At 49.3% G+C, this 24,578-nt stretch carries 20 protein-coding genes; 6 read left to right on the top strand and 14 right to left on the bottom strand.

All coding sequences use genetic code 11. The features are described from left to right. Positions 1 to 50 precede the first annotated feature (50 nt). The 3 genes from KG631_RS09275 (at position 51) to KG631_RS09265 (ending at position 2,442) form a co-directional block, all read left to right on the top strand. On the top strand, positions 51 to 275 hold the full coding sequence (locus tag KG631_RS09275) for a hypothetical protein (RefSeq protein WP_213998978.1): 225 nt from the start codon (positions 51 to 53) through the stop codon (positions 273 to 275). Positions 276 to 393: 118 nt separating this feature from the next. Then, the gene (locus KG631_RS09270; RefSeq protein WP_213998976.1) at positions 394 to 990 is read left to right on the top strand and encodes a CGNR zinc finger domain-containing protein; all 597 of its coding nucleotides are present in this window, start codon (positions 394 to 396) and stop codon (positions 988 to 990) included. A gap of 501 nt (positions 991 to 1,491) precedes the next feature. Beyond that, positions 1,492 to 2,442, top strand: a complete 951-nt coding sequence (locus KG631_RS09265) for an alpha/beta hydrolase (protein ID WP_213998970.1) — start codon at positions 1,492 to 1,494, stop codon at positions 2,440 to 2,442. A 224-nt stretch (positions 2,443 to 2,666) separates the two neighbouring features. Here KG631_RS09265 and KG631_RS09260 read toward each other — a convergent pair whose 3' ends face one another. After that, positions 2,667 to 3,410: an SDR family oxidoreductase gene (locus KG631_RS09260; protein ID WP_213998967.1), complete on the bottom strand. Its 744-nt coding sequence runs from the start codon at positions 3,408 to 3,410 to the stop codon at positions 2,667 to 2,669. Positions 3,411 to 3,587: 177 nt separating this feature from the next. Here KG631_RS09260 and KG631_RS09255 point away from each other — a divergent pair, with 177 nt between their 5' ends. Beyond that, a complete protein-coding gene (locus KG631_RS09255) occupies positions 3,588 to 4,478 on the top strand; it encodes an AraC family transcriptional regulator (RefSeq protein WP_213998965.1) in 891 nt (296 codons plus the stop codon). A 72-nt stretch (positions 4,479 to 4,550) separates the two neighbouring features. On the opposite strand, the gene map is transcribed toward KG631_RS09255, so the two are convergent. Both map and KG631_RS09245 read right to left on the bottom strand, forming a co-directional pair. Then, a complete protein-coding gene (gene map / locus KG631_RS09250) occupies positions 4,551 to 5,327 on the bottom strand; it encodes a type I methionyl aminopeptidase (protein WP_213998963.1) in 777 nt (258 codons plus the stop codon). Further along, positions 5,308 to 5,544, bottom strand: coding sequence for a ParD-like family protein (locus KG631_RS09245; protein WP_213998961.1), 237 nt, complete (start codon positions 5,542 to 5,544; stop codon positions 5,308 to 5,310). The genes map and KG631_RS09245 overlap by 20 nt, the downstream gene beginning before the upstream one ends. Before the next feature lie 206 nt (positions 5,545 to 5,750). On the opposite strand from KG631_RS09245, the gene katG reads away from it, so the two are divergent. Next, entirely contained in the window at positions 5,751 to 7,976 is a 2,226-nt protein-coding gene (gene katG / locus KG631_RS09240) for a catalase/peroxidase HPI (RefSeq protein ID WP_301003710.1), read from the top strand. An 87-nt stretch (positions 7,977 to 8,063) separates the two neighbouring features. Here katG and KG631_RS09235 read toward each other — a convergent pair whose 3' ends face one another. Together KG631_RS09235 and KG631_RS09230 are read right to left on the bottom strand one after the other, a co-directional pair. Next, positions 8,064 to 9,437 (bottom strand): 5-methyltetrahydrofolate--homocysteine methyltransferase, encoded by a 1,374-nt coding sequence (locus KG631_RS09235; protein ID WP_213998956.1) that lies wholly within the window; start codon positions 9,435 to 9,437, stop codon positions 8,064 to 8,066. Positions 9,438 to 9,495: 58 nt separating this feature from the next. Continuing rightward, a complete protein-coding gene (locus tag KG631_RS09230; protein WP_213998953.1) occupies positions 9,496 to 11,913 on the bottom strand; it encodes a TonB-dependent receptor in 2,418 nt (805 codons plus the stop codon). Positions 11,914 to 12,103: 190 nt separating this feature from the next. Between KG631_RS09230 and KG631_RS09225 the strand changes: the two genes are divergently transcribed. Continuing rightward, complete coding sequence (locus KG631_RS09225; RefSeq protein ID WP_213998951.1) at positions 12,104 to 12,460, top strand: MerC domain-containing protein; 357 nt, start codon at positions 12,104 to 12,106, stop codon at positions 12,458 to 12,460. Here KG631_RS09225 and KG631_RS09220 read toward each other — a convergent pair. The 9 genes from KG631_RS09220 to bfr (KG631_RS09180) all read right to left on the bottom strand — a co-directional run bounded on the left by KG631_RS09220 (position 12,437) and on the right by bfr (KG631_RS09180) (position 24,385). After that, entirely contained in the window at positions 12,437 to 13,501 is a 1,065-nt protein-coding gene (locus KG631_RS09220) for a hypothetical protein (RefSeq protein ID WP_213998944.1), read from the bottom strand. The two genes, KG631_RS09225 and KG631_RS09220, sit on opposite strands and share 24 nt — an antisense overlap. Positions 13,502 to 13,518: 17 nt before the next feature. Further along, the gene (locus tag KG631_RS09215; RefSeq protein WP_213998938.1) at positions 13,519 to 14,586 is read right to left on the bottom strand and encodes a hypothetical protein; all 1,068 of its coding nucleotides are present in this window, start codon (positions 14,584 to 14,586) and stop codon (positions 13,519 to 13,521) included. Between the two features lie 318 nt (positions 14,587 to 14,904). Beyond that, positions 14,905 to 17,781: an insulinase family protein gene (locus tag KG631_RS09210; protein ID WP_213998931.1), complete on the bottom strand. Its 2,877-nt coding sequence runs from the start codon at positions 17,779 to 17,781 to the stop codon at positions 14,905 to 14,907. Between the two features lie 158 nt (positions 17,782 to 17,939). Further along, on the bottom strand, positions 17,940 to 18,830 hold the full coding sequence (locus KG631_RS09205) for a ZIP family metal transporter (RefSeq protein WP_213998927.1): 891 nt from the start codon (positions 18,828 to 18,830) through the stop codon (positions 17,940 to 17,942). A 242-nt stretch (positions 18,831 to 19,072) separates the two neighbouring features. Further along, positions 19,073 to 20,071 carry a TerC family protein gene (locus tag KG631_RS09200; protein WP_213998922.1) on the bottom strand — a complete coding sequence of 333 codons (999 nt, stop codon included), beginning with the start codon at positions 20,069 to 20,071 and terminating at the stop codon, positions 19,073 to 19,075. A gap of 207 nt (positions 20,072 to 20,278) precedes the next feature. Then, entirely contained in the window at positions 20,279 to 21,148 is an 870-nt protein-coding gene (locus tag KG631_RS09195) for a DMT family transporter (protein ID WP_301003708.1), read from the bottom strand. A gap of 8 nt (positions 21,149 to 21,156) precedes the next feature. Beyond that, positions 21,157 to 23,289 carry a S9 family peptidase gene (locus tag KG631_RS09190; RefSeq protein ID WP_213998916.1) on the bottom strand — a complete coding sequence of 711 codons (2,133 nt, stop codon included), beginning with the start codon at positions 23,287 to 23,289 and terminating at the stop codon, positions 21,157 to 21,159. A gap of 152 nt (positions 23,290 to 23,441) precedes the next feature. After that, positions 23,442 to 23,909, bottom strand: a complete 468-nt coding sequence (gene bfr / locus KG631_RS09185; RefSeq protein WP_213998913.1) for a bacterioferritin — start codon at positions 23,907 to 23,909, stop codon at positions 23,442 to 23,444. Between the two features lie 2 nt (positions 23,910 to 23,911). Then, positions 23,912 to 24,385 carry a bacterioferritin gene (gene bfr / locus KG631_RS09180; protein ID WP_213998908.1) on the bottom strand — a complete coding sequence of 158 codons (474 nt, stop codon included), beginning with the start codon at positions 24,383 to 24,385 and terminating at the stop codon, positions 23,912 to 23,914. Between the last annotated feature and the right edge of the window lie 193 nt (positions 24,386 to 24,578).

Genomic DNA, 24,578 nt, shown 5'->3' with positions numbered 1-24,578 from the left:
AACAATACACATTTGTTTTGAATTAGCGTTGCCACTTGAAGCAATATTAAGTGGCAACAACTCGCTCTGATTTAACCCCATTAGATCTCACGCCAATTAATGCTGGCCCTGTTATGCGGGGCTGCCTTTTAGAAATTTCAAGGTTATTTATAGCTCTAGAGTACTACCGCATTTCTGTTGCTTTTTCTTCTGTACCAGCTTCAATTCTCAATATGCTCAGCAAGCTTTTTGTACTGCCAACAGTTTACGCAGCATCTTTTCGTAACCTTGTTTAGAGCATACAGTCTGGTTGGCAAAAACACGTTATAACCTGTATGATTGCATTTATGCGGTTACTTCTGTGCTTCTGACTCAGATAAAGTAACCCCCATATATATCTTATAAAGGTTGGTTATGCAGATATCTGAAGTTTTACATGACAAAAAGATCACCGATCCTCCTTTGCTTGGGGACCATTTAGCGATGGATCTACTCAACACAGAAGCTCGCAGTGGCGACATGGTTGTTGATTACTGGGAAAGTGATTCCGATGTGCTCAGATGGCTTAGACAGAATGAAATTTCGGTTGTTTTGCAGCCGGGCCAATTGACCGAAGGTGAGTTACTCTCCCAAGCCAAAGCGTTGAGAACTCTCGCTTTCCAGTTGATTAGCGCCTTTAAGCAGAAGCAGCAACTGCAGGATATTTGTAAGCTGAATACCTACCTGCATTCGTATGTTAGCGCACCGCATTTAGCTCAGGATGGTGATGGGAAATTAACAATAACGCGTATCTCACGCAGTGATACTGCTGCTTCTATGCTGGGGCAGGTTGCAGAAGCAGTAGCTCAGTTGCTGGTTGATGGTGACGCAACATTGATTAAGCAATGCGAACACCCCGATTGCATTTTATGGTTTTATGACCGCACCAAAGCACACAAACGCCGTTGGTGTAGTATGGCAACCTGTGGTAATCGCCATAAAGCTGCGCAGTTTAGAAAGAGAAAAAGTTAAGAAGAGGTAAGTTACGATAGCCTCGTTTTACAGTATTTATGGCAACACAAATCTTGTCAAAGATACGGTCAATGCAGGCTCAGAGATGCTTAGCCTACTGCATTAATCTTAGCTGTTAGTGTATCAAGCTACATCCTCGAATCAGCGTTGCACCGATACAAGTCCCTCCTCATCTTGCTTACAGAGTGTGCGCCAATACCTGGCGTTCTGGAGCTACAACTAGCACAAAAGTAATTCTCGCTGCTTGAAGACTGAGCGGTAGCCAGCTAAGTCATGAGTATTTGATCTGACACTATTCTCTGGCAGCGTATTGAAGAGCTTATCTGCCGTAGACATTTTTATCGATTGCTAGACGAAGTGATTCGTCCTGCCAGCAAAGATGTTGATACTGATTTCTGAATATTGATCAACTCCATAAAGTAACCAATAAAAATGCACTTGACTGGTTACAGGGTGTGATGTAACCTTTAAATTCGATTTTAATTGGTTATGAGGTTATTTATGAAATCCAAAACAATTCCAGCAATACTACTCGCTACCAGCATGGCCAGTGGTGCAGCACTAGCCACCCAAACGGATAATGCTACTGACTCAAATGTGCGATTTAACTATGAGCAAATTGAAAACGTTAATATTTTCTACAGGGAGGTCGGCAGTAAAAATGCTCCAACAATTCTGATGTTGCACGGGTATGCGGCATCTTCTTATATGTGGCGCGATGTCATTGATGCTTTGTCTGGCGATTATCATGTTATCGCATTAGACTTGCCTGCTTTTGGTTTTACGGAGTCTCCTGCCAGGGAAGACTATGAATACACCTTTGCCAATCTTGCAAATACTGTAGATAAGTTTATTAAGAAGAAAGGCATTAGCTCTTTTGCTATCGCCGTCCATGACTACGGCGCTCCTGTCGGTTGGCGCTTAGCGCTTAAAAATCCGGGCAAGGTAACCGCAATCATCTCTCAGAATGGAAATGCCTATGAAGATGGTTTGGCCGAAGGCTGGGGACCGATTAAGAAATACTGGCAAAATCCATCCAGCGAAAACAGAGCAGCCCTTAATGACTTCCCGACACCAGCATCAATTAAATGGCAATACGTAGAGGGTGTACGCGATTTAACCAAAGTCTCTCCAGATGGCTACACCTTAGAAGGGCTTCATGTTTCAAAGCCCGGAATGGCAGATATTCAGTTGGACTTGCTACTTGATTATAAATCCAACGTTGAACAATATCCGGAATATCAGGCCTATTTCCGTAAATATCAGCCGCCACTGCTGGCTGTTTGGGGAAAGAACGATCCTTTCTTCTCACCGGAAGGTGCTCAAGCCTGGAAGAGAGATATTCCGAAAGCTGAAATACACTTCTTTGATACCGGTCATTTTGCATTGGAAACTCACCAATCAGAAATCATTCCGGTGATAAAAGATTTTCTCCAGCGCAATTTGAAGTAAAACTGTCGTGATGTTCACTTGCTGGCGTATGGTGGTACCTGCCGCCTTATGCTGGCAGGTTATTTTGGTGGTAATCCTGGTGATATAATGAACCTTAGGTTTTACGGTGTGATCAAACGCTTATTAAATGGAGCTACTACCAACTCCCGAAAATCAGCTAGATTATAGGTCCTGGCGGATGTAGTAGGCCCCAGAAGAGTCCAGGTAGCATCTTCGGCCAATCGCTAAAAGGCATGACCAAAACTTGAAACCGAACGTATCACAATTTCGCTTGTTTCCACGTCATCAGGCTGTGAAATTGCGTATAACGCAGCGTTTGCGACCGACTCTACGTTCAATGACATCGTGCGAAGTTGACCCACGAGTTCTGCCGCCGCTTTATCAGTAATGTCGTGACCAAGTTCGGTAGTGGTTACCCCTGGAGACAGTACGGTGACACGAATGTTGTTACACTCCTGACGTAAGCCTTCACTAATCGCCCATACTGCGTATTTACTGGCACAATACACCCCACAAGACGGGCCGACGGCATACGCCCCGGTTGATGCAGTATTGATTATCTGACCACGACCTTGTCGCTCCATAACGGGCAACACTGCGCCTATGCCGTTCAGTACGCCCTTTATGTTGATATCAATAATGCGATCCCATTCATCGGTTTTCAACGCATTCATGGGTGATAAAGGCATGATACCGGCATTGTTGAATAACACGTCAACTTGGCCAAAAGTGTGCTTTGCAAATTGTACAAAGGCCTTGACCTGTTCAGCGTCAACAACATCTAACTTTTGGTAGGCCGCTTGACCACCAGCTTGCCTGATTTCCTGTACTATGGACTCAAGACGGTCTGTTCTGCGTGCACCAAGTACGACCTTTGCGCCATTTTTAGCCAATAGTCTTGCAGTGGCCTCACCAATGCCGCTGCTCGCTCCGGTAATAAGAACTACTTTGCTTTGTACATTTTGCATGATGCTACCCTCATTGATTAAAAACTTGTCGAATTGACAGTTGAAATGTTAGATATCTAATGAGAGATTTAGGATGCATGAAACTACGATATTATTGCCTATTTTTGCAACTCGTTAGGGTGGCGGCATGTCCTAGTATATAATTACTGCCAGTGAAATGTCGGGGGTTAGCACAAAATGAAAGATAGCCAATGTACAGAAATTGCTGAATTAGTTAATAAATTCTCAAAGGGGAATGGTGTTCACAGCTCAGCTATTCCCGGCGTAAATTGCATCAAGTTCAACACAACTATTGAAAAATTTCCCGGCGTTTATCACCCCTCTTTGTGTATTATCGTTCAAGGTAAAAAGCGGGTCTTACTTGAAAATGAGATTTTTCAGTATCAACCGTCTGAATTTCTGGTCGCTTCCGTAGATTTGCCGGTGATCGGCCAGATCACTGAGGCAACAAAGGAAAAACCTTATTTATGCTTACAAATTGAACTCGATTTACATGAGCTTACTGAGTTGGCCATGCTGGTTAACAACAGCAAAGACTATGCTAAGTCAATTTATCCCGGTATTTTTATTGGCGATGTTGATGACTCGCTGGCAGATGGTGTACTCAGGCTTGTTCGACTGCTAGAAACTCAGCAGGACATCGAAGTTTTATCACCGATAATCAAACGTGAGATTTACTATCGGTTGATAAATGGTGCGTACGGAATTCGGATTGCTTCGATTACTCAGATTGGTAGCAATATGCAGCGCATTTCAGCCGCTATAAAAATCCTTAAAACAAATTTTAATAGCCGACTAAACATGGAAGAAATTGCCACTGAAGTAGGAATGAGTATTTCCTCGTTTTATACTCATTTTAAGTCGGTGACGGCAATGACCCCTCTACAGTACCAAAAGCGTTTAAGGCTTCTTGAAGCCCGGAAAATCATGATCAATGATCGTCAAGATGCGGCGAGTACTGCGTTCCAGGTAGGTTACGAGAGCCCCTCACAATTCAACCGTGAGTATGCTCGTCAGTTCGGTAATCCGCCTAGACGAGACGTTGGCTCTCTCTCTGGTGAATATTGATAATCTATGTTTCTAAACTGGCAAAATAGACGATAAGAGGAATTGTCTGGGTTTGCCAGCAAAGTTAAAGCCTCAGCGTTGTGCCTCTTCCTCGCGCAAGGTCAGCACTTCCACCCCGGTCTCGGTTACCGCGACGGTATGCTCCCACTGGGCCGACAGTTTTTTATCGCGGGTGACTACGGTCCAGCCATCTTTTTTGGTTTTAGTTTTAGCACTGCCCTGGTTCAGCATTGGCTCTATGGTAAATACCATGCCTGGCTTTAACTGCATGCCGCTGCCGGCCTTGCCATAATGCAGCACCTGTGGTTCTTCATGCATTTCCCGGCCAATGCCGTGACCACAGTATTCCCGCACTACACTGTAGCCTTTACTGTTAGCAAACTGCTCAATAGCAAAGCCGATATCGCCTAAACGGGCACCTGGCTTAACAGCGTTAATGCCCAGCCAAAGTGCCTGATAGCAGTCATCCACTAACTGCCGAGCCAGATAACTCAGCTCGCCAATACCGTACATTTTGCTGGAGTCGGCAATAAAACCGTTTTTCTCCAGGGTGATATCAACATTAACAATGTCGCCATCTTTTAACAGCTGGGTACTTGATGGCACACCATGACAAACCACGTCATTAACCGAGGTATTTAACACATAAGCAAAACCGTACTGGCCTTTGCTGGCCGGCCGCGCCTGCAGTTCATCAACAATATAGCGCTCAGCCAGCTCGTTTATTTGCAAGGTCGACATGCCCGCCACGATTTTAGTGTCCAGCATGGCAAATACCCGGGCCAGCAAGCGGCCAGCTTCGCGCTGCAGTGCCAGCTCGTCGGCGGTTTTAAGCTGAACGCCGCTCATCGGTTGCTCCTGTTACTCCGGCTATACCCGCTATTTTAACGTCAGCCTGTTGCATCAGCATTTGCAGCAGTTGCTGGTAGCTAAGGGTGGGATGCAGTTCTGCCAGCATGCCTACTTTTAACCAGAACTCTACCTGCGAATTGATAGAGCGCGACATGGCACCGCTGGCTTTACGAATTTCTTCATGTAGCTCATCACTAATTTTAACGATACCCATGGTAAGACTCCGCAATCAAAACAATATACGAATTATATATAAAACATATACCGTTGCCAATATCACCGTTCTTCATCGCTTAAATCGATTAGGTCAGCCACTAAAAGTGGCTTTAATAGTTGAAAAATCAGGTCTATAGTCATTTGTATAGAAAACCGGGAGCAAGTTGTACTCCCAGCCAATAGCAACAGTGCAAGGAGTAAATTATGGATAACGGTAGTAATAATACGGGCGGAAAGTGCCCGGTTATGCATGGCGGCAATACCCGCTCAGGCAGTGGTGGTACCCAGAATAAAGACTGGTGGCCGAACCAGCTGAATATTAAAATTCTGCATCAGAACGACAAGAAGTCGAATCCACTGGGCGAAGATTTTGACTACGCCAGCGAATTTAAAAAACTCGATTTGGCCGCAGTAAAGCAAGACTTAACTGCTTTAATGACTGACTCGCAAGATTGGTGGCCGGCTGATTACGGCCATTATGGCCCCTTTATGATCCGGATGGCCTGGCACGCAGCGGGGACTTACCGTACCGCCGATGGTCGTGGTGGCGCCAGCACCGGTAACCAGCGCTTTGCCCCGCTAAACAGCTGGCCGGATAACGGTAATCTGGATAAAGCCCGCCGCCTGCTCTGGCCCATTAAGCAGAAGTACGGTAACAAATTGTCCTGGGCCGATTTATTTATTCTGGCCGGCAACGTGGCGCTGGAATCGATGGGCTTTAAGACCTTCGGTTTTGGTGGCGGCCGCAATGACATCTGGGAACCGGAAGAAGATATTTACTGGGGCGCGGAAAAAGAATGGCTGGCCACCAGTGATAAACCTGACAGCCGCTATTCAGGTGACCGTGAATTAGCCAATCCGTTAGCCGCGGTACAAATGGGCCTGATTTATGTTAACCCGGAAGGGCCGGACGGTAAGCCTGACCCTATTGCGTCCGGCCGCGACATTCGCGACACCTTCGAGCGGATGGCAATGAACGACTATGAAACGGTAGCGCTGACTGCAGGTGGCCATACCTTTGGCAAGGCGCACGGTGCTGGTGATGCCTCGCTGGTTGGAGTCGAGCCTGAGGGTGGTGCGCTGGAAGATATGGGTTTTGGCTGGAAGAGCACTTTTGAAACTGGCATGGGCCGCTATACCATCACCAGTGGTATTGAAGGTGCCTGGACGCCAACACCAACCAAGTGGGACAACAGCTATTTTGATGTACTGTTTGGCTACGACTGGCAACTGACCAAAAGCCCGGCCGGCGCTCACCAATGGGAAGCGAAAAACCTCGCTGAAAAAGACCATGCGCCCGACGCGGAAGATGCTTCTGAACGCGCCAAACTGATGATGACAACGGCTGATATCGCGATGAAAGAAGATCCGGCCTATCGCAAGATATCTGAACACTTTCATCAGAATCCGGACGAGTTTGCCGATGCTTTCGCCCGGGCCTGGTTTAAATTAACCCACCGTGATATGGGGCCAAAATCGCGCTATCTGGGCCCTGAAGTGCCAGAGGAAGATTTAATCTGGCAGGATCCGGTACCAAAGGTTGACCATGAACTGATTAATGATGCTGATATCCGAGATTTAAAAGCGAAAATTCTGGCGTCGGGTTTATCGACCGCGGAACTGGTGTACACCGCCTGGTCGTCAGCTTCCACCTTTCGTAATTCAGACTGCCGTGGTGGCGCCAATGGTGCACGCATTCGCCTGGCACCACAGAACAGCTGGCAGGCGAATCAGCCAGGGCAGCTGAAAAAAGTGCTACAGGCGTTGCAAAACATTCAGCAAGATTTTGACAGTGCCCAAAGTGGTAACAAAAAAGTATCACTGGCCGATTTAATTGTACTGGGCGGTGCCGCTGCCATTGAACAGGCGGCAGAAGCGGCCGGCAACAACATCAGCGTGCCTTTCAGTCCGGGCCGGACCGATGCAAGTAGCGAACAAACCGATGCCGACTCCTTTGATGTGCTGGAACCGGTTGCGGATGGTTTCAGAAACTATCAGCAACAAGAGTTCACGGTAAGCGCTGAAGAGTTACTGCTGGATAAAGCGCAGTTGCTGAATCTGACCGCACCGGAGATGACGGTGCTGATTGGTGGTATGCGAGCACTGAATGCCAATTACGATAACAGCAAATTAGGTATTCTGACCGATCGCCCCGGCCAGCTGACTAACGATTTTTTCGTTAACCTGCTGGATATGAGCACCAAATGGCAAGCTTCATCGGCCAAATCTGACACCTTTATCGGTGTCGATCGCAAAAGCGGCCGGCAGAAATGGACGGCAAGCCGGGTTGATCTGGTATTTGGCTCAAACTCGCAGTTACGGGCCTTGTCAGAAGTATATGCCCAGCAGGATGCTACGCCGAAGTTTTTAAAAGACTTTGTTAAAGCCTGGGTAAAAGTGATGAACGCTGATCGCTTTGACTTGCGCTAACAGCCATTAGCGCTTACCGGATTAGCGAAAAATAAAAAACCGCTGCCAGGAAAGTCCTGCAGCGGTTTTTTTTAGGCTGAATAACGCTTAATGGTCATGATCATGGGCGGCGGGTTCGGCAATACCTAACCATACCAGTTTATGTGGCATAAAGTTAAGTTGCTGAGTTGCCACTACTTCACCATCGGCAACATCAACTGTCAGCAGACTGCTATCAATCGGGTTCAACACATATACTTTGTCGTCACTGGCTGAAATAGCCAGTTCAAAGCGGCTGCCTGCAGGCATGGTACTAACATCTGCTGTGGTTAGCTGTACCTTGGCAACAAACTCAAAAGCTGGCTCTTCAGTCGCTTCTTCTTCGTGCTCATGCCCGTGATAGTTCAGAATGGTTAGATAGCCCTGATTATCTAACAGTACAAACTTTTCGCCATGGTCAGCAAACCCGTAACCGTTCAGACCAGCGCCCTCTGCGGCTTGCCAGTCAACCAGCTCCATTTCAGCATCATGGGCGTGAATAGCAAACATACTGCTGCCGGCAAAACCAACAAAATGTTCTGCATGTTCCGCCCCAACCAGAGTGCCAATCCGCATGCCCTCGCTGAAATCATCGGTATTTACCAGTTTGCTGGCAGTAAAGGTTTCCGCTTGCTGTTCAATTAGCAGCACGCCGTCAGTACAACCAAAACCGATAAAATGCTCGTTCTGGGCACTGCCATGTAAACCAGGGCATAGCTCGTCAAACACCAGCTCTTGGTCAAAGTGATCATCATGGGCGTGATACACCGCCACTTGATCTGGCAGGGTGGTAGCACTGTCAACATCGCGAACGGTTGATACCAGATATTCACCCCGTGCCTGAGCAGCACCATGCATATGAATACTGTAATTGAGCAGCGGGTAGCTATTGCTGTCGATGGTGATGTCGGCTTCAGTAATAACCGCGACCGCGGCGGGCGTGCCACTTTCTGCATCACCATCAAAAAACACCGCGGTCTGGCTGTCGGTGCTGGTGATGTGGGTTGGCCGGCTGTCGCTAAGAACAAAGCTGGCTAAGGCAGGGTCTTGTTGGTAGTCATCAAAATGATCGACATGGTCTTCCTGAAACAGCCCACCATCAATAAATTCTACCCGGTCGGTGGTGCGCTGGATGGCCAGGGCGTAGCGTTTAGCCGGGGAGGCAGCCAATGCCGATGGAATATCGGCCACAGCAAAGGTATCCAGCAGACTGCCATCAGTTAGCTCATAAACCGATACCAGATTGGAGTCTTTGGCAGAAATTACCAACCTGCCGGCCGTGCTAATGTCACCGTGGCCATGATCGTGGTCATCCTCATGATCGTCACCGTCATCCACTGCTATCGGGTCTTTTTCAACAATGCTGGTAGTGCTGTCACCGCAGCCGCTCAGTAAAGAGACGCTAATCAGCACCGCCAGAGCGGTTAATTTAGTTTGCAACATAATAACTCCTAACAAAATGAAAAAGGCGACGGGCCAGGAAGCTCCCGCCGCAAAAAAATCAGAAGCGGCCGCGCAAACCCAATGCCAGCGAACGGCCTGGTAGCGGTGCAACATCTTTTAAGAATGAGGTATGTACCCGTGCGGTCTCATCGGTCAGATTCTGGCCTTTCAGATATAACGTCAGCTCCTGCATACCCACGTCAAAGCGGTAACTGACACTGGCATCCAACAGGGTATAGCCGGCGGTCGCCTGCTCCATCTGAGCTACTTTGTCTTGTTTAAAGTAACGGGTGGCCCGGATGTCGGCACTGATGGCATCCTGTTCGTATGCCAGTTCAGCCGCTACCCGCAGTGGTGGCGTGCGCGGCAAATCACCGCCGCTCTGCAGCCGGGCCCGGACATAGTCACCCTGCAGGGTCAGTTTAAACGGGTCATTAACCTGCCAGACATACTCTGCCTCTAAACCGTGCAGGGTAACGTCTGCTGCAGCAAACAAGTACACTGGCATTTCATCAGAATGCTCATCGCCGTGTTCATCGCCATGCCCAGCGTCGGGGCCGTGATCATGGCCAGCTTCGGCAAACAGTCCGGTATTTTGCTGGTAATAGTAATTATCAATGCGGTTGTAAAACGCGTTTAGCACGAACCCGGTATTGCCACTGAACTTACGCAGGGTCAGATCCAGGTTATTCGACTTTTCCAGTTCAACAGGTTGGTTATTTAATACAAAGGCTTCATCATCCTGCACAAACAACGCACCAACTTCATAGGACGCGGTACTGATATGCGGGCCGAATGACAGCAATTCTGCGGCTGAAGGTGCCCGTTGCGAATGCGAGATCGATACGCCAAGGTTATAACCGTCGGTAAAATCCCATACGGTACCGGCCGACAAGCTGTAAGGTGTAAAACGCTGTTTTACATCAAATACCCGGATGTATTCTGTACCATCACCATGATCATGTTCATCTTCATGTTCACCTTCGTGATCATCATGGCCGTGCGCTGTCAGCTCCGGTAACAACACATTTGGCGCTTCCAGCGTTACCCGCTCAATCCGGGCACCCAGTTGCAGCAGCCAGTTGCCGATATGGCGCTCTTCAACCCAGCCAACTGCCAGCATTTCGGTCTCTGATGGCGGTGTAAAGGCTTCTTCACCTAAGGCTTCAAAGTCGCTGAATTTATAGTGCAGGCTCAGGCCACCGCGCCATTCCAGCAAAGTGCGATGCAGAATTTCAATCCGGGCTTCGTGGCTGCGGTTTTTAAAGGTGGTGCCCACTTCGCCCTGTTCAATTTCGGCATGCTGATAATCGGTAAAAGCCAGTTTAGTGTTAACAGAGCGGATAAAGCCTGTTGCCGAATTCAGCTCGCTTAACAGCTGCAACCGGTTTTGAGTTAAATCGGCATACACCTCTTCCTCTGCTGCATGTTCGTCATGACTTTCTTCTTCATGGCTGCCATGCGAATGGCCCGGAATACCGTACTCACGATCTAACCGACCATAGGAAACACCAATAAAACCATTGTCCAGCAGCAAGCTGCCGCCGAGGGTAAAGCCTTTCGCTGTTGCGGCGGTATTGTCGACCCGCCCCTTCACCGCATCTGCCTCCGGCTCGGCCTCAGCAAAACCCGGAATCTTATAGCTTTTGTTATCACGCCAGAAACCATCTACATACATTGCGACATTTTCAACACCCGTTACAAGTGAACCTGATGCCAGTTTCTCGTCGTTTACAGAATCCCCCTGCAGCATCCACTCGGCACGGGTAGTGTTGTCGGTAGGAATGCGCTCATCCACCACATTAACCACGCCACCAATAGCACCACTGCCATAAAATAAGGTGGCGGGACCGCGCAGTACTTCTATCTGAGTCGCGGTGCTGGTCTCGCTGGCAACGCTGTGATCGGGACCAATTCTGGACGCATCGCCAGCGTCCAGACCATTTTGGGTAATCAGCACTCTTGGCCCGTCTAAGCCGCGAATAATCGGGCTACTTGACACATTGCCATAAAAGTTAGAGTGAACGCCCACTTCGTTTTTCAACGTATCACCCAGGGTTGACGCCTGGCGCATTTTTAAAGCGTCACCGGCCAGTACGCTAACCGGCAATGACGACTCAGTAGCCGAGGCATGAAAAGGGCTGGCGGTCACATCGATGACCTCGATGGTACTACTGAGCAGGGTCAGACTAACGTCTGCTAACCCTTGTTCAGGCACGGTAAAATGGAAATTCCGGTGACCGAAACGGCGCGCCTCAATATGCAACTCAGCTTCGCCCGTGCGCAGGTTGCTAACGACAAAGCGACCATCTGAATTGGTCACAACCCGTTGGTTTTCGCCTACAACACTCACTTCGGCCCCGGCAACGGGCTTGCCGTTTTCGTCGTTAATTACCCCGGTAATAGACTCAGCCATGACCTGGCCGGTCAATAAACTGGCCGCAACCACAGTGGCTACAATGGTTTTTCTAAACATCTTGTTCCCCATAAAATACCGATTTTTAGTTCAATCGCTGGCAATGGTTACCGGTTAACAAAGTTTCGCTCGCCGACCTAATGCTATGTTATAACATTTTTGATTGTTTTGTTATACTATAACATTGTTTTTTTGAGGACAACCCCGGGTCAGCATTTGGTGCCCGGTAGTTAAGTGTCAGGGAGTTACTATGAAAGATCTTATTGCGGCAGCTCTGTCCGGCCTGTGTGTAGTGCATTGCCTGACGGTACCCATTTTGTTGGCACTGGGCAGTTCCGGCGTACTACTGGGGGTATTCAGTTCTGAATGGTTTCATTATCTGATGTTGTTGCCTATCAGTGCGTTGCTGGCCTGGAGCCTGCCCGGCGGCTGGTGTGTCCATCGCAATAAAACACCGTTTATTCTGGGTTTAGGCGGTTTTCTATTGTTGGTGGTGGCACTGTTTGCCGGCCATGATGCCGAGCTGCCATTATCGGTAGCGGGCGGCCTGCTGCTGGCGTGCGCTCACCTGCATAACCGAAGGCTATTGCTCTGCCATTTGCTGTAAAAACTGCAGCCGCTGTTGCTCTTCGGCGCTGGCCTGAAACGGCTCGTCAGTTAACTGGCTGAGGGAAAAAAACTCCAATGGGTATTCGCTTTGCTCACTGTCGCCATAGCGGGTTAGTTCACCGGGCACGGCGGGACGGCGTTCCAGCACAAAGCTGCTGAGAATATAGGGGCCCTCCTGCTGGCGCAGCACCGCTTTGTAGGCGCGCAAAGTGAGTTCGCCGTTACCCTCAGCTAACTTTTCTGTGGCAGTCAGCAATGCCAGTGGCTGGCGTTCTGCGGTAAATAAGTTGGCGCGTAGCCGGTAGTAGCCAGCCTGCTCTACCTGCAGTTTTACCGGGATCAACATGTCACTGCCAACACCCCGGCTGGAACCTACCCCGGTAATAGTGGCTACCGGGTGGCTGTATAAAAATCCGGTTTTCAGGGTTTGTTCCCGGCCATTGGCGCTAAAGGTCACGCTGATTTCTACCGGGCCGTTCCAGTCGTCTTCAGGGCTTAATTCCGCCTGCCAGCTTTGTTCATTGCCCGGGGCTGTGCTCTGTTGCATGGCTTCGCTGGCCAGTAATGTGTTGTCCTGCTCACTATGTAACCGCACACTAACACTATGCACCGTTAAACCAGTTACCTGCAGGCTTACCGGTACCGCCTCAGGGTAACTAAAACGGTATTTCGGCAGCACTATCGCTGCGCTGGCGCCGCCTTCCAGTGGTACCGGTTGCACCACATAAATGTTGGGGTGAAGTAAATGACTGTCAGCCTCGGACAGTGGCCGCGAATAGCCCGGGTACTGCAGCTCGCTGGCATAAGCTGTTGCCAGTAACTTAAAACTGTCGCTGACCGGCTCCGGCAGCCGTTCGGTAACGGTAATGGTAGGCTTGACTGGCGCTTTAGCTTTGGCCGTTGCAGCAGGCTGCACGGCTATGGTGGCGACTTCTGGCACTGTTACCGGATGAGCTGGCTGGTCTGATGCACGCCAGAATAACCACAGGCCTGACAGCAATGCTGCCAGGGCCAGTACGACCATGATGACTTTCTTCACTGCTTAAGCCACACCTGTTAATTTGCCGCCTGATACACCAGCGCCGACATGCTGGTATTGTTCGAGTTACGCACTACCCGGTAGCGCGAGCTGAATATCCACCAGCCACGTTTTTCATCATAGGTACTGAACTGCAGACTGTCGTTATTTAAATAACCTGCACTGCTATTGGCGGCAGTGACTTCATCCTGAACCTGATTTGCGATTAAGCCACCATGACTATAGCCTTCGCTCATTAACAACGGATAATGGTAAGGCATAAAACTACGCACCCCATTGCTCTGACTAGCCAGCTTGCCGTCAAAGGCGACACTGGCCGAGCAGCTGCCGAAGTTACCTGCCGTCGCCGCACCACAGGTAGAGTGACTGGCTACCACACCATCATCTGTACCGGGTAAAAATGGCCCGGTGGCCCCGAGGTAATCAGAGCCGGCGCCAACAAAGCGTAAGCGCGGCACCCGGCTATCCGGAAACGACGCCAGCTGACGGGCACTGTTTACCCGCAAGTCATTCAGAACGCCCACCGTGCCAGCGTTAGGTATCTCGCCAAGCCAGGCGGCCAGCGCCAGCCGCAAGGTAAAGTCGATAAGGCCCGAGCCACTGGCGACATTTACGGCCAAATCGGCCAGCTCAGAACCCCCTCCCGCGCCGGCGAAGTCAAAGGTGGCGACAATATTGAGCGGTTGCAAACCGGCATTCTGCAGCCACAACGCCTGATTATCCAGCAGATAGCGGGTCACTAAATCGCCGGTGGAGTGCGAAACAAAAATACAGCCATTGGCGCAAGTACCATTTACCGACAGTTGCTGCAGTTTTGGCCAGACATAGTCACTGGCAATTTTACCGGCAACCCGCTCATGGGCCGGCCAGTCAATCCGCACATCGGCCCGGTCGCGCCAGTAGGCCTGCCAGTAAGCTGCACCATCGCTGCTGACTTCGCTGGCATTGGGCCGGCTGGCCAGTTGCTCGGGTTGTAAACCATGCACCAGTACCACCGGATAACCGCCAACGGCGGCACAGAGGTTAAAGCTGACGGCGAGGCCGCCAAGAAGCGCTGCCGAGAGCAGCCTTGTTAATTTTTTCATTACAGTTCCTCGTCTTTATCTTATTTTTATTGGGGTAATGCTGTCCTGACTCAGTGAACAAAAATAGAACAGTAGCCACTGATTGCAAGAGGCAGTTTTCGGGACTATAAGGGCTAAGCGGCGCTATGGCTTGCGCTGGTGTTTAAATAATTTCCAGGCATGTGGTGTGAGAACTCATTAGCGCAGGATTAACAGCTGCTGAACGTTGTTGTCAGAATTGGTTAAAGCTAACAGGCGTTTAAAGTGATTACTCGAACTTTTTTCACAATATCAATAAAAAAACGCAGCCGAAGCTGCGCTTTAACGGATAAACGCCGGTTACTGCGTTTTCATCTGCCGGTGAAACTCAGCTAAATCGGTGATCACCTGCTGGCCTTCGATTTCAGCAAAAGGTTGCTGACTGAAACCGGTACCACGCATTTGCACTGAAATCCGGGCGGCTTCCTTATTTAACAGGGTTTCCTGATAAAAGGCTTTTACCTCGTCCAGGGTCAGTTTTTCCACTTCGGCTATCAGTTTTTGCTTGCTGTCGAAGTCAAACTTTTCCTGATACCAGTCGCTGATCAGCGGCGCCATTTCCTCCTGCAAGTTTTTCGGTGGCTCTTTCAGGCTTACCAGTAAGCTTTGTTTTAACTGTTCAAAGCCGGCATTGTCCAGCTGTTGCAGGATTTGCCAGTATTGCTGCTTAAAGTCATCAAACCGTTGCTGCATATCCGCTACCGGCTTAACCGGGGTTTGAATATATAAGCCGAAGCCGGTGTAATCTTCAACACTGACGGCAGCGCCGCCCACGGCATAGGCTAATTGCTCTTCGGTACGCAGGGTGTCAAAGGCTTTATTGGAAAAATGACTTTGTAACAGCCGGCCGCGGGCCAGCTGTTTAACTGACGGGTCCGGGTGAATATGCATATCCACGACTGCCACATCCGCCACCACTAAATCTTGCTGCAAGCTTATAACCTCACCTGGCGCAGGTTGCCATACCGGGCTGCGGGTATAAGCCAGGGTTGTCCGCTCTGTCGGCAACCTGGCAGCGATAGTATTTACCAGCTGCTTAACATCTTCCTGATTATAATTACCAAACGCGAAAATACGCAGCTGGTGATTCGCCAGTACCTGCTGCATAAACTGCTGTAAATCGGCCGCCGTTAATTGCTCAGCACTGGCAATTAACTGCTCATTATTATAGTTGCCGCCCCGGTACAGGCTGTTAAACGCCATAAATGCCTGTTGAAACGGGAAACGCCGCTGTAAATTGCGGATACCCCGGACATAACGGTCTACCGCCTGACTAAACCGTTCTGCAGTTACTTCGGGGGTTAACCCAGCCAGTGCCTGTTTTAACAGCTGTGGCTGTTTATCGGTAAAGCCACCAAGACTTAGTACCAGACCATTATTGTCATTCAGCGATAAGTCCATCCCGGCCACTGAGGCTTCGGTTGCCAGCACACTTTGCTCCAGGTTATATAAATCCTGCCACAGCGCAAACATCACTTTCGCTTTAGCATCCTGCAATGCTGCCGGGCTGTTCAGAAAAATGTTCAGCCGGCCTCTGGGCTGGCTGGCAAACTGCTGGCTGGGATACAACCAGGCTTTAATGCCTTTGTCTTCTACCACCAGTTCTGGTTTATCCGCCTGTGCCGGCGCTCGCAATTCAAAATTCTCCGGTAATAACCGGTTCACAGCGGGTAAGTTAGTAGCAATCGGGCTTTGCTGCCAGCTGGCAATTTCCTGCTCGCTGATGTCGGTAATTTTGTAACGGCCATCATAGAAATGCAATTCGCTGTCAAAAGGTTCCTGCTGACTGATATACCACACCCGCAAACTTTCTGGTTTCAGCTGCTGCAGCACCCGGTTGATCGCTGCCGCGTCAAACCGCTCGTAATGATAGGGGGCATTTACCGCATGCTGGGCAGGCACAAACTGCATGGCATGCGCCAGGTTAGAGACATAACCGAAACCATCGGTTTTTTCCAGAAAACGAAAGCGGTTGGCCAGACTGGTTTGAATTTCACTGAAATACTTGCTGTCGACCCCGTCGCGTTTTATCAGCTCCAGATACTGCATCACGGTGGCAATAATGGCCTCACGCTGCGTCATACCACTGTCAGTCAAATTGATATCAATAGTCAGACTGCCATAGTTACCGTAAGCGCCTGGTTCTGCACTGGCCGATAATGATGAAATTAAGCCCAGTGCTTTCAGTTGCTGCGCCGGCGACCCCGGCATTTCAGAGCCGAGCAGGTAGGTAATGAATTCGTTCGGTTTAACCGCAAACTCATCGCTGTTATTGGTGATAGTGAAATCCAGCTTCAGCTGTTTTACATCTTCATTCGGTACGTAGTGGATCCTTTTCGCCCCGAAGTCCTGATAATTCAGCTCAGTGTCAACTGCCGGCTTGGCGATTTCTTTGTTTTCAATGGCAGCAAAATGTTTGCGGGCTAACAGCTCCATTTCAGCCAGCGGTAAATTACTTAACAACGCCAGCTTCATAGTATTGGCAGAATAATACTGCTGATAAAACTTTACTGTTTCATCATGCAGTTTACTGCCCTCTTTGTCGCTGAGCGTTTCCAGATTACCAATTAAAAACCGGTTTGCCGGGTGCTCACCAAACATGCTACGCGACAGCTTAAACTGGCCAAAAAAGTCCATTTCCCGGCGCATCGACCATTCTGCATTAACGGCATTACGTTCTTTCTCGGTATATTCCGGCAGTAATAACGGTGCTTTGAAGAAATCAGAAAAACGGTCCAGTGCCTCATCATAAGACGGATTATTTATCTGAAACATGTAGTTGGTAATGTCCAGCCAGGTGTAGGCATTGGCAGCGCCACCATTTTGCGACATAAAGCCGTTGTAGGAGGCCGGATCGGGGTAGCGCTCTGTGCCCATAAATAATAAATGTTCTAAGTAATGCGCCATGCCCTGCTGGCTCATCGGATCCTGCAGTAAACCAACGCCAACGCTCAGTGAAGCCGCCGATTTTTCGGTAGTAGGGTCTGATACCAGAATCACTTCCAGCTTATTTGGCAGTACCAGCGTTTTATACTGGCGCTCGTCATTCGGGCTGACTAATACCTGGCCGGCAACCTGCTGCTCCATGCGTGGCTCTGTCGTTACCGCAGCACGCTCTCCGGCGCAACCAGTCAGCACTGCCAGTGCTACCGCACTGATAACAAATATTTTTTTCATTAGGGCACCTGTAGTAGATTGCTGCACTTCACGTAAATGTGAAATTTTGTAATACCCAATGTAATAAATAACGTCAGCAATAGGCAAGCCGGCTAACTGAAAAGCCGACCAGCAGATTGTAATGAAATGTGTCGAAAGGTTACTAGCTAATGCCGCGCTTATCCCAGTGCAGTATCCAGCAGCATCATCAGCACAAAGCCCAGCATCAGGCCGGTGGTCGCCGGTAGTTCATGGCCCTGACGGTGCGATTCCGGGATCATCTCATGGCTTATCACGAACAACATGGCCCCTGCGGCCAGCGCCAGGCCCCAGGGTAACAACAGGCTGGAATCCCCTAACACAGCTGCACCCAGCACCGTCATCACAGGTTCTGTCAGGCCCGATAATATCGCCATGCCCACCGCCAGGGTGCGGCTGTAACCAGCTGCCAGCAGCGCCATAGCGACAACCAGCCCCTCCGGGATGTCCTGAATAGCAATACCGGTGGCCAGCGCGGTTGCCGCAGCGGTATCGCCACTGGCAAAAGAGGCGCCTATAGCCAGTCCTTCCGGAATATTATGTAAAATAATAGCAAACACAAATAACCAGCTGCGGCGCAATTTTAAGCCGCGTAAGCGGTCTTCTTCCTTGATAAAGTGCTGATGCGGCACCAGCCGTTCAACCAGTAGCATTAACGCTGCCCCAAACAAAATTGCCAGCGCCACACTGCCTGAACTGCGCCAGGCCGAGGCCCCACTGTTTTCCAGAATAGCTAAAGCTGGCACAATTAATGAAAACATGCAGGCAGCCAGCATGACGCCCGCGCCGAAGCCGAGCATCACATCATGCAATTTTTGGGATAAGCGTCGTATAAACAATGCCGGTGTTGCACCAGCAGCAGTAGCCGCTGCCGCAACCATTCCAGCATAAAAAGCATAGCGGACATTTTGTTGCTGTTGCATTAACAGTACCAGCTGCTGGATCGCATAACTGGCACCCAATAAAATAATCAGGGCGCCTAACACCTTGCGGCCATTAAGCCAGGGTGGCTGCATTAACGATTGCTTCATGCCTGCTCCTGCCACCACAGACTATGAGGTGGCCAGTAAATTTATATAACTATCTGTAATTTAGAATTCAGTATAGGCACTTATTCTGAACACAAGCTTGTTATGCTGTTGGTCCAGGATTAAACCAAGTAAACACGCAAATAATAATAATTATCGTTTGAGTATTTGTAAAGGGGAAATCCTACATATACCCCGGCAGATGCTGAAACAATGCTTTGTCTGCACAGCGCCGACGCCGGGTGCTATTTTTTTTCGTTTTTCTTTTTTGCCGGGCTGCCCGGTACCCACCAGGCTTTGGTTTCTGCCGGAGCTTGCTCTGCGCTGGTACCGCGGGTTTTAAGCAATGATATCGCCATTGAACCACCAATTAGCACTGCGGTTATCAATAATGCAATTTCTGTCGGAATAACTTTTTCGCCGAAGTACGCATTCAGGATCATTTTGCTGCCCACCACCATAAGTACTAATGAAAGACCGTATTTCAGGTAGTGGAAGCGATGAATTATACCCACCAGCGCAAAATACAGCGCCCGCAGACCTAAAATGGCGAAGACGTTAGCGGTATATACAATAAACGGGTCGGTGGTGATCGCAAAAATTGCTGGAATAGAGTCCAATGCGAACACTAAATCAGTCAGCTCAATCAGCACCAGCACGATAAATAATGGCGTCATAAATAGTAAGCCATTGCGGCGGACAAAAAAACGATCTTGTTCAAAGGTGTCGGTAACTCTGAAACGTTTGCGCATAAACTTCACAATGCGGTTGTTTTCCATGTCAGGTTCCTGCCCTACCATCACCAGCATTTTAATACCGGTGAAAATTAAGAAAGCACCAAACAGGTAAATAATCCAGTGGAAAGCTTCAATAACGCTGGCCCCAACGTAAATCAGGGTGCCACGCATCAGCAAGGCACCAATAATGCCCCAGAACAGTACTTTATACTGATATTTCGGCGGTACCGAAAAATGCATAAACACCAGCAGAAACACAAAGATATTATCGACGCTCAGGCTTTTTTCGATAAGGTAGCCGGTAACAAACTGATAACCGCTCTCGCTGCCCATAAAATGGAATACACCGGCGGCAAATATCATTGCCAGCACCACATAGCCCAGGCTGAGCCACAGCGCTTCTTTAACTGTTATTTCTTTGGAGTTGCGGTGTAGTACGCCCAGGTCAAAAGCCAATAGTGCCAGCACAAACAGATTAAACCCTATCCAGGCCCATAACATGTCCATTCGCTTCTCCGGTTAGGTTGTTGTTTTGATAAAATCATTAACCAGTGTGTCACTGCAGTGGCAGAGAAAACAAGGTATGCAACAGAATAAAAGCTGCTGTAGCGGCGTGATTTTAAATAGCAGGATTAGTTGAAAACGTTGAGGAGCTCCGTCAAGTATCGCAATCACTGTACGTGATATGATGCAAGTGTCGTTAATTCAGCTGAATTACCGTCTGGCCGATGTTGACCTAACTTTATGTTTTGCCTTAGCGGGCAGTAGGACCACTAGAGCGATACCACCCAAAATCGCCAGTGATGCCAGCAGCAGGCGCAGTGTTAATGGCTCCTGCAACAGCAATACTCCGCCCAGCGCCGCCAGCATGGGCACGCTTAGCTGCACTGTCGCCGCTGTGGTTGCTTTAATTAAAGGCACAGCACTGTACCAGATGGCATAGCCCACGCCCGAGGTTACAGCTCCAGACAGTAACGCGTAGAATATTCCGGAACTATCTACCGACAATTGTCTGGACAACAGCACAGATAACAGCAATGTCATAGGGATAGTACGAATAAAATTACCGGCAGTAACCTGCAGCGGATTGCCCGCAGCTTTGCCGCGCAACGAATATACGCCCCAGGCAATACCGGCAGCGATCATCAGCAACGCACCAATCAGCGGCGGCGCCGATGCCCCGGGTAGTAACAAGCCGGTTAAGCCGGCACATGCCAGTGCCAGCCCAAGCCATTGTCCTGCAGCAAAGCGCTCACCACACCACAGGCCATACGCAATCATGCTGGTTTGCACGGCACCGAATAAAATTAATGCACCAATGCCGGTATTTAACTGCATATAAGCAAACGAAAAGGCCGCAGCATACACAAATAGCGCCAGCGCCGACGGCCAGTTTCCAGCCCCTCTTACGCTGCCACTACTAACTCCGCTGCGCAGCACCACCAGGACAAACAACACCACCGCCCCTGATAACAACCTGATAGTTGTAAAGCTGGCGGCATCTATCTGGGTATGGGCCAGTGCTGCGCGGCACAGTAACGAATTACCTGCAAAGGCGATAAGCGCCAGCAGGGTTAACAGCAAGGCCCGGTTTATTTATCAATACCTAACAGATTCAGAATAAACGCATATTCCTGCGCATATTCGGCCAGTCGCGAAAAGCGACCAGATTTGCCGCCATGGCCGGCTTCCATATTGGTTTTAAACAGCAGCGGGTTCTGGTCAGTTTTATGGGTCCGTAATTTAGCTACCCATTTAGCCGGTTCAAAATACTGCACCTGAGAGTCATACAAGCCGGTGGTGACATACAGTGCCGGGTAGGCCTGTTGGCCCACCTGATCATAAGGCGAATAGGCCAGCATATAGTCATAGTACTCTTGCTGTTTAGGGTTGCCCCACTCATCAAACTCATTGGTGGTAAGCGGAATAGTTTCATCCAGCATAGTGGTGACCACATCGACAAAGGGCACATGGGCTATCAGTGCCCGGTATTTCTCTGGTGCCATATTTGCTACGGCGCCCATCAGCAGGCCACCTGCGCTGCCACCCATACCAAATACTTTGTCTTTCGCCACATAGTCATTAGCAACCAGGTGATCGGTTACTGCAATGTAGTCGGTAAAGGTATTAACTTTGTTAAGTAGTTTGCCGTCTTCATACCAGTGACGGCCCATTTCCTGGCCGCCACGGATGTGGGCAATGGCATAGACAAAGCCGCGATCTACCAGCGAAAATACGGTTGAGCGAAATGATGGATCAGACGAGCTGCCGTAAGAGCCATAAGCGTACTGATACAACGGCGCGGTGCCATCGCGCTTAAGCCCTTTGCGATACAGCAACGACACCGGTATGTTAGTGCCATCTGCCGCCGTGGCCCAGACCCGCTCAGTAACATAGTTGCTTTGCGCAAAATCACCCAACACTTCGGTTTGCTTCAGTAGCTGCTTTTCGCCGGTTTGCATATTCAGCCTGTACACCGTCTCCGGAGTGGTCAGTGAGGTATAGCTGTAGCGCAACCAGTCGGTATTTTGCTCCAGGTTTTTCTCAAAACGGCTGACATAAGCGGCTTCATCGGAGGCAATATAAAACGCTTTGTCCGGCGCTTGCCAGGGCATAATTTTAATACGGCGCAGACCGTTGCTACGCTCGCTGATTGCCAGGTAGTTATCAAAGGCTGTAAAACCCTCAATAAATACCTGTTCATCATGCGCCAGCAGTGGCTGCCAATGCTGGCGATTACCAATTTTATCTGCAGCAACAGTCATTAAGCGGAAGTTTGGTGCCTGCCAATCGGTTTTTACAATCCAGCGGTTCTGATGATGCTCAGCACTATATTGAAAGTCGCGCTGACGCGGTGCCAGTACCTTAAATTCTGTTTGTGGCTGATTGCTAGGTTGCACCCGGATTTCCGTCGACACCGTGCTTTCAGAGGTGATCATCACATAGCTATCATCCTGGCTGTTACCAAGGCTTAAATAAAAGCTGTTATCAGGCTCCTGATACACTGCTTTTGCCTGGGCTGCGCTATTGCCCAGCTTATGCTGCAACACCGTGGTGCTTAACAGGGTTACCGGGTCATTCTGAATAACATACACAGTTTGGTTGTCAGCGGCCCAGGCCAGGCTGCCGGATAAGCCCGTTAGCTGGTCTGGCAAATCCTGCCCAGTGCGTAAATCACGAATTTTCAGGGTGTACTGGCGCCGGCCACTGCTATCTTCCAGATAGGCCAGCAGGTTCTGATCCGGGCTGATCTGCCAGTTTGCTACCCGGTAATAGTCTTTGGCAGCCGCCAGTTGATTCACATCCAGCATGACTTGCTCAGTGCCATCTTTTAATGACTTGCGAGCATAAATCGGGTATTCCTTGCCGGCTTCATAACGGCTGTAGTAGCTGTAGTCACCTTTAGTATAGGGTACCGAACTATCGTCTTGTTTAACCCGGCCGATAATTTCGTCAGTCAGCTTGTCCGTTAAGGGCTGATAGGCTTTCGCATAAGCAGCAAAATAATCGTTTTCGCGGTGCAGATAATCCAATACGGTCGGCGATGTGCGACTGTCATCACGTAGCCAATAGTAAGGGTCTTGCCGGTCACCCTGCGGCGAGGTAATGGTATAAGGTTGCTGCACGGCAACCGGGGGCAAATTGCGGTTAATATCGTTGGCACTGAGCCAGAAACTACTGACGCAACTGGCGGCTAGTAGCAGAGAGACGGCATTTTTGTACATAGATTGATGCTCAGTAAAAAATAGTACCGGAAAATTAACACAAAGCCACGGGGCAGGCCAAAGTATGCAGCTTAATAAAGTGTAAGCGAGTGTAATAAAAAAGCCGGCAATAACAGCGGCCGGCTTTCTGCATATTCGTTGTTAACACGCCACTACATTTGCGCCTGCAGGTAATTTTCCAAACCCAGCATCTTAATCAGCCGCAGCTGCTGCTCCAGCCAGTGGGCGTGGTCGTTTTCAGTATCGTCCAGCAGTTGCTGTAACATATCGCGGCTGACATAGTCCTGCTCTTTCTCACACAATGCCATGGTTTTTTTCAGCAGTTTTGCCACGGTATATTCCACGTTTAAATCGTTCTGCAACATGGCAGGCACGTCTTTACCGACATGAATGGCGTCGCGGTTCTTTAAATCAGGGGTACCTTCCAAAAATAAGATCCGTTCAATCAGTTTAGAAGCATGGCCTTTTTCATCGTCAAACTCATGGTCAATCCGTTCAAACAGCTTGTGCAGGCCCCAGTCGTGATACATGCGCGAATGAATAAAATACTGGTCCATCGCGGCCAGTTCATTGGCTAACAATTCGTTTAATGCTGCTATTACCTGTTGATTACCTTTCATAATTACTGGCCTCCTACCTGAGCTTGCAGGTAATTCGCCAGCCCCATTACGCCAATTTGATGTTGCTGGGTTTCCAGCCAGTCGATGTGATCTTCTTCGTATTCCAGTAGGTCCGTCAGGATGTCGCGGCTAACGTAGTCCTGCTCGGTTTCGCACAGGGCAATAGCCTCGCGCAGTAACGGCAACTGTTCATACTGAAAATCCATATCGCATTGCAGCATTTCCTCAGTATCTTCACCAATCCGCAATTTACCCAGCGCCTGTAAATTCGGTAAGCCTTCCAGCATTAAAATCCGCTCAATCAGCTCATCGGCCTGCTTCATATCTTTAATCGATTTTTTATAGCAAACGTCGTTCAGCGCTTGCAGGCCCCAGTTTTTATAAATGCGGGCATGCAGAAAATACTGGTTTATTGAGGTCAGCTCGAAGGTAAGTACTTCATTTAATTTACTAAGTACTTTGGGGTTGCCTTGCATAATGCGACTCCGGTTAGCGTTAACATGGCATTAGCTTAGGCCAAAAGCATCAATTTAGCAAAATTACTTTTAAAATCATAATGATACAATTAATAAGTATTCGTATTTTCATCAAGCCTGTTACCGGATTATCCTGTAAAACTGCTGTCAGTCGCATTGCGACTTCGCAGCACGCCGTTTTGACGCTACAGTA

This window comes from Arsukibacterium sp. (assembly GCF_018402695.1).
Classification (GTDB): domain Bacteria; phylum Pseudomonadota; class Gammaproteobacteria; order Enterobacterales; family Alteromonadaceae; genus Alishewanella.
Note: the sequence above shows the minus strand (reverse complement) of the source record. Positions and strands in the feature narration are given on the sequence as shown.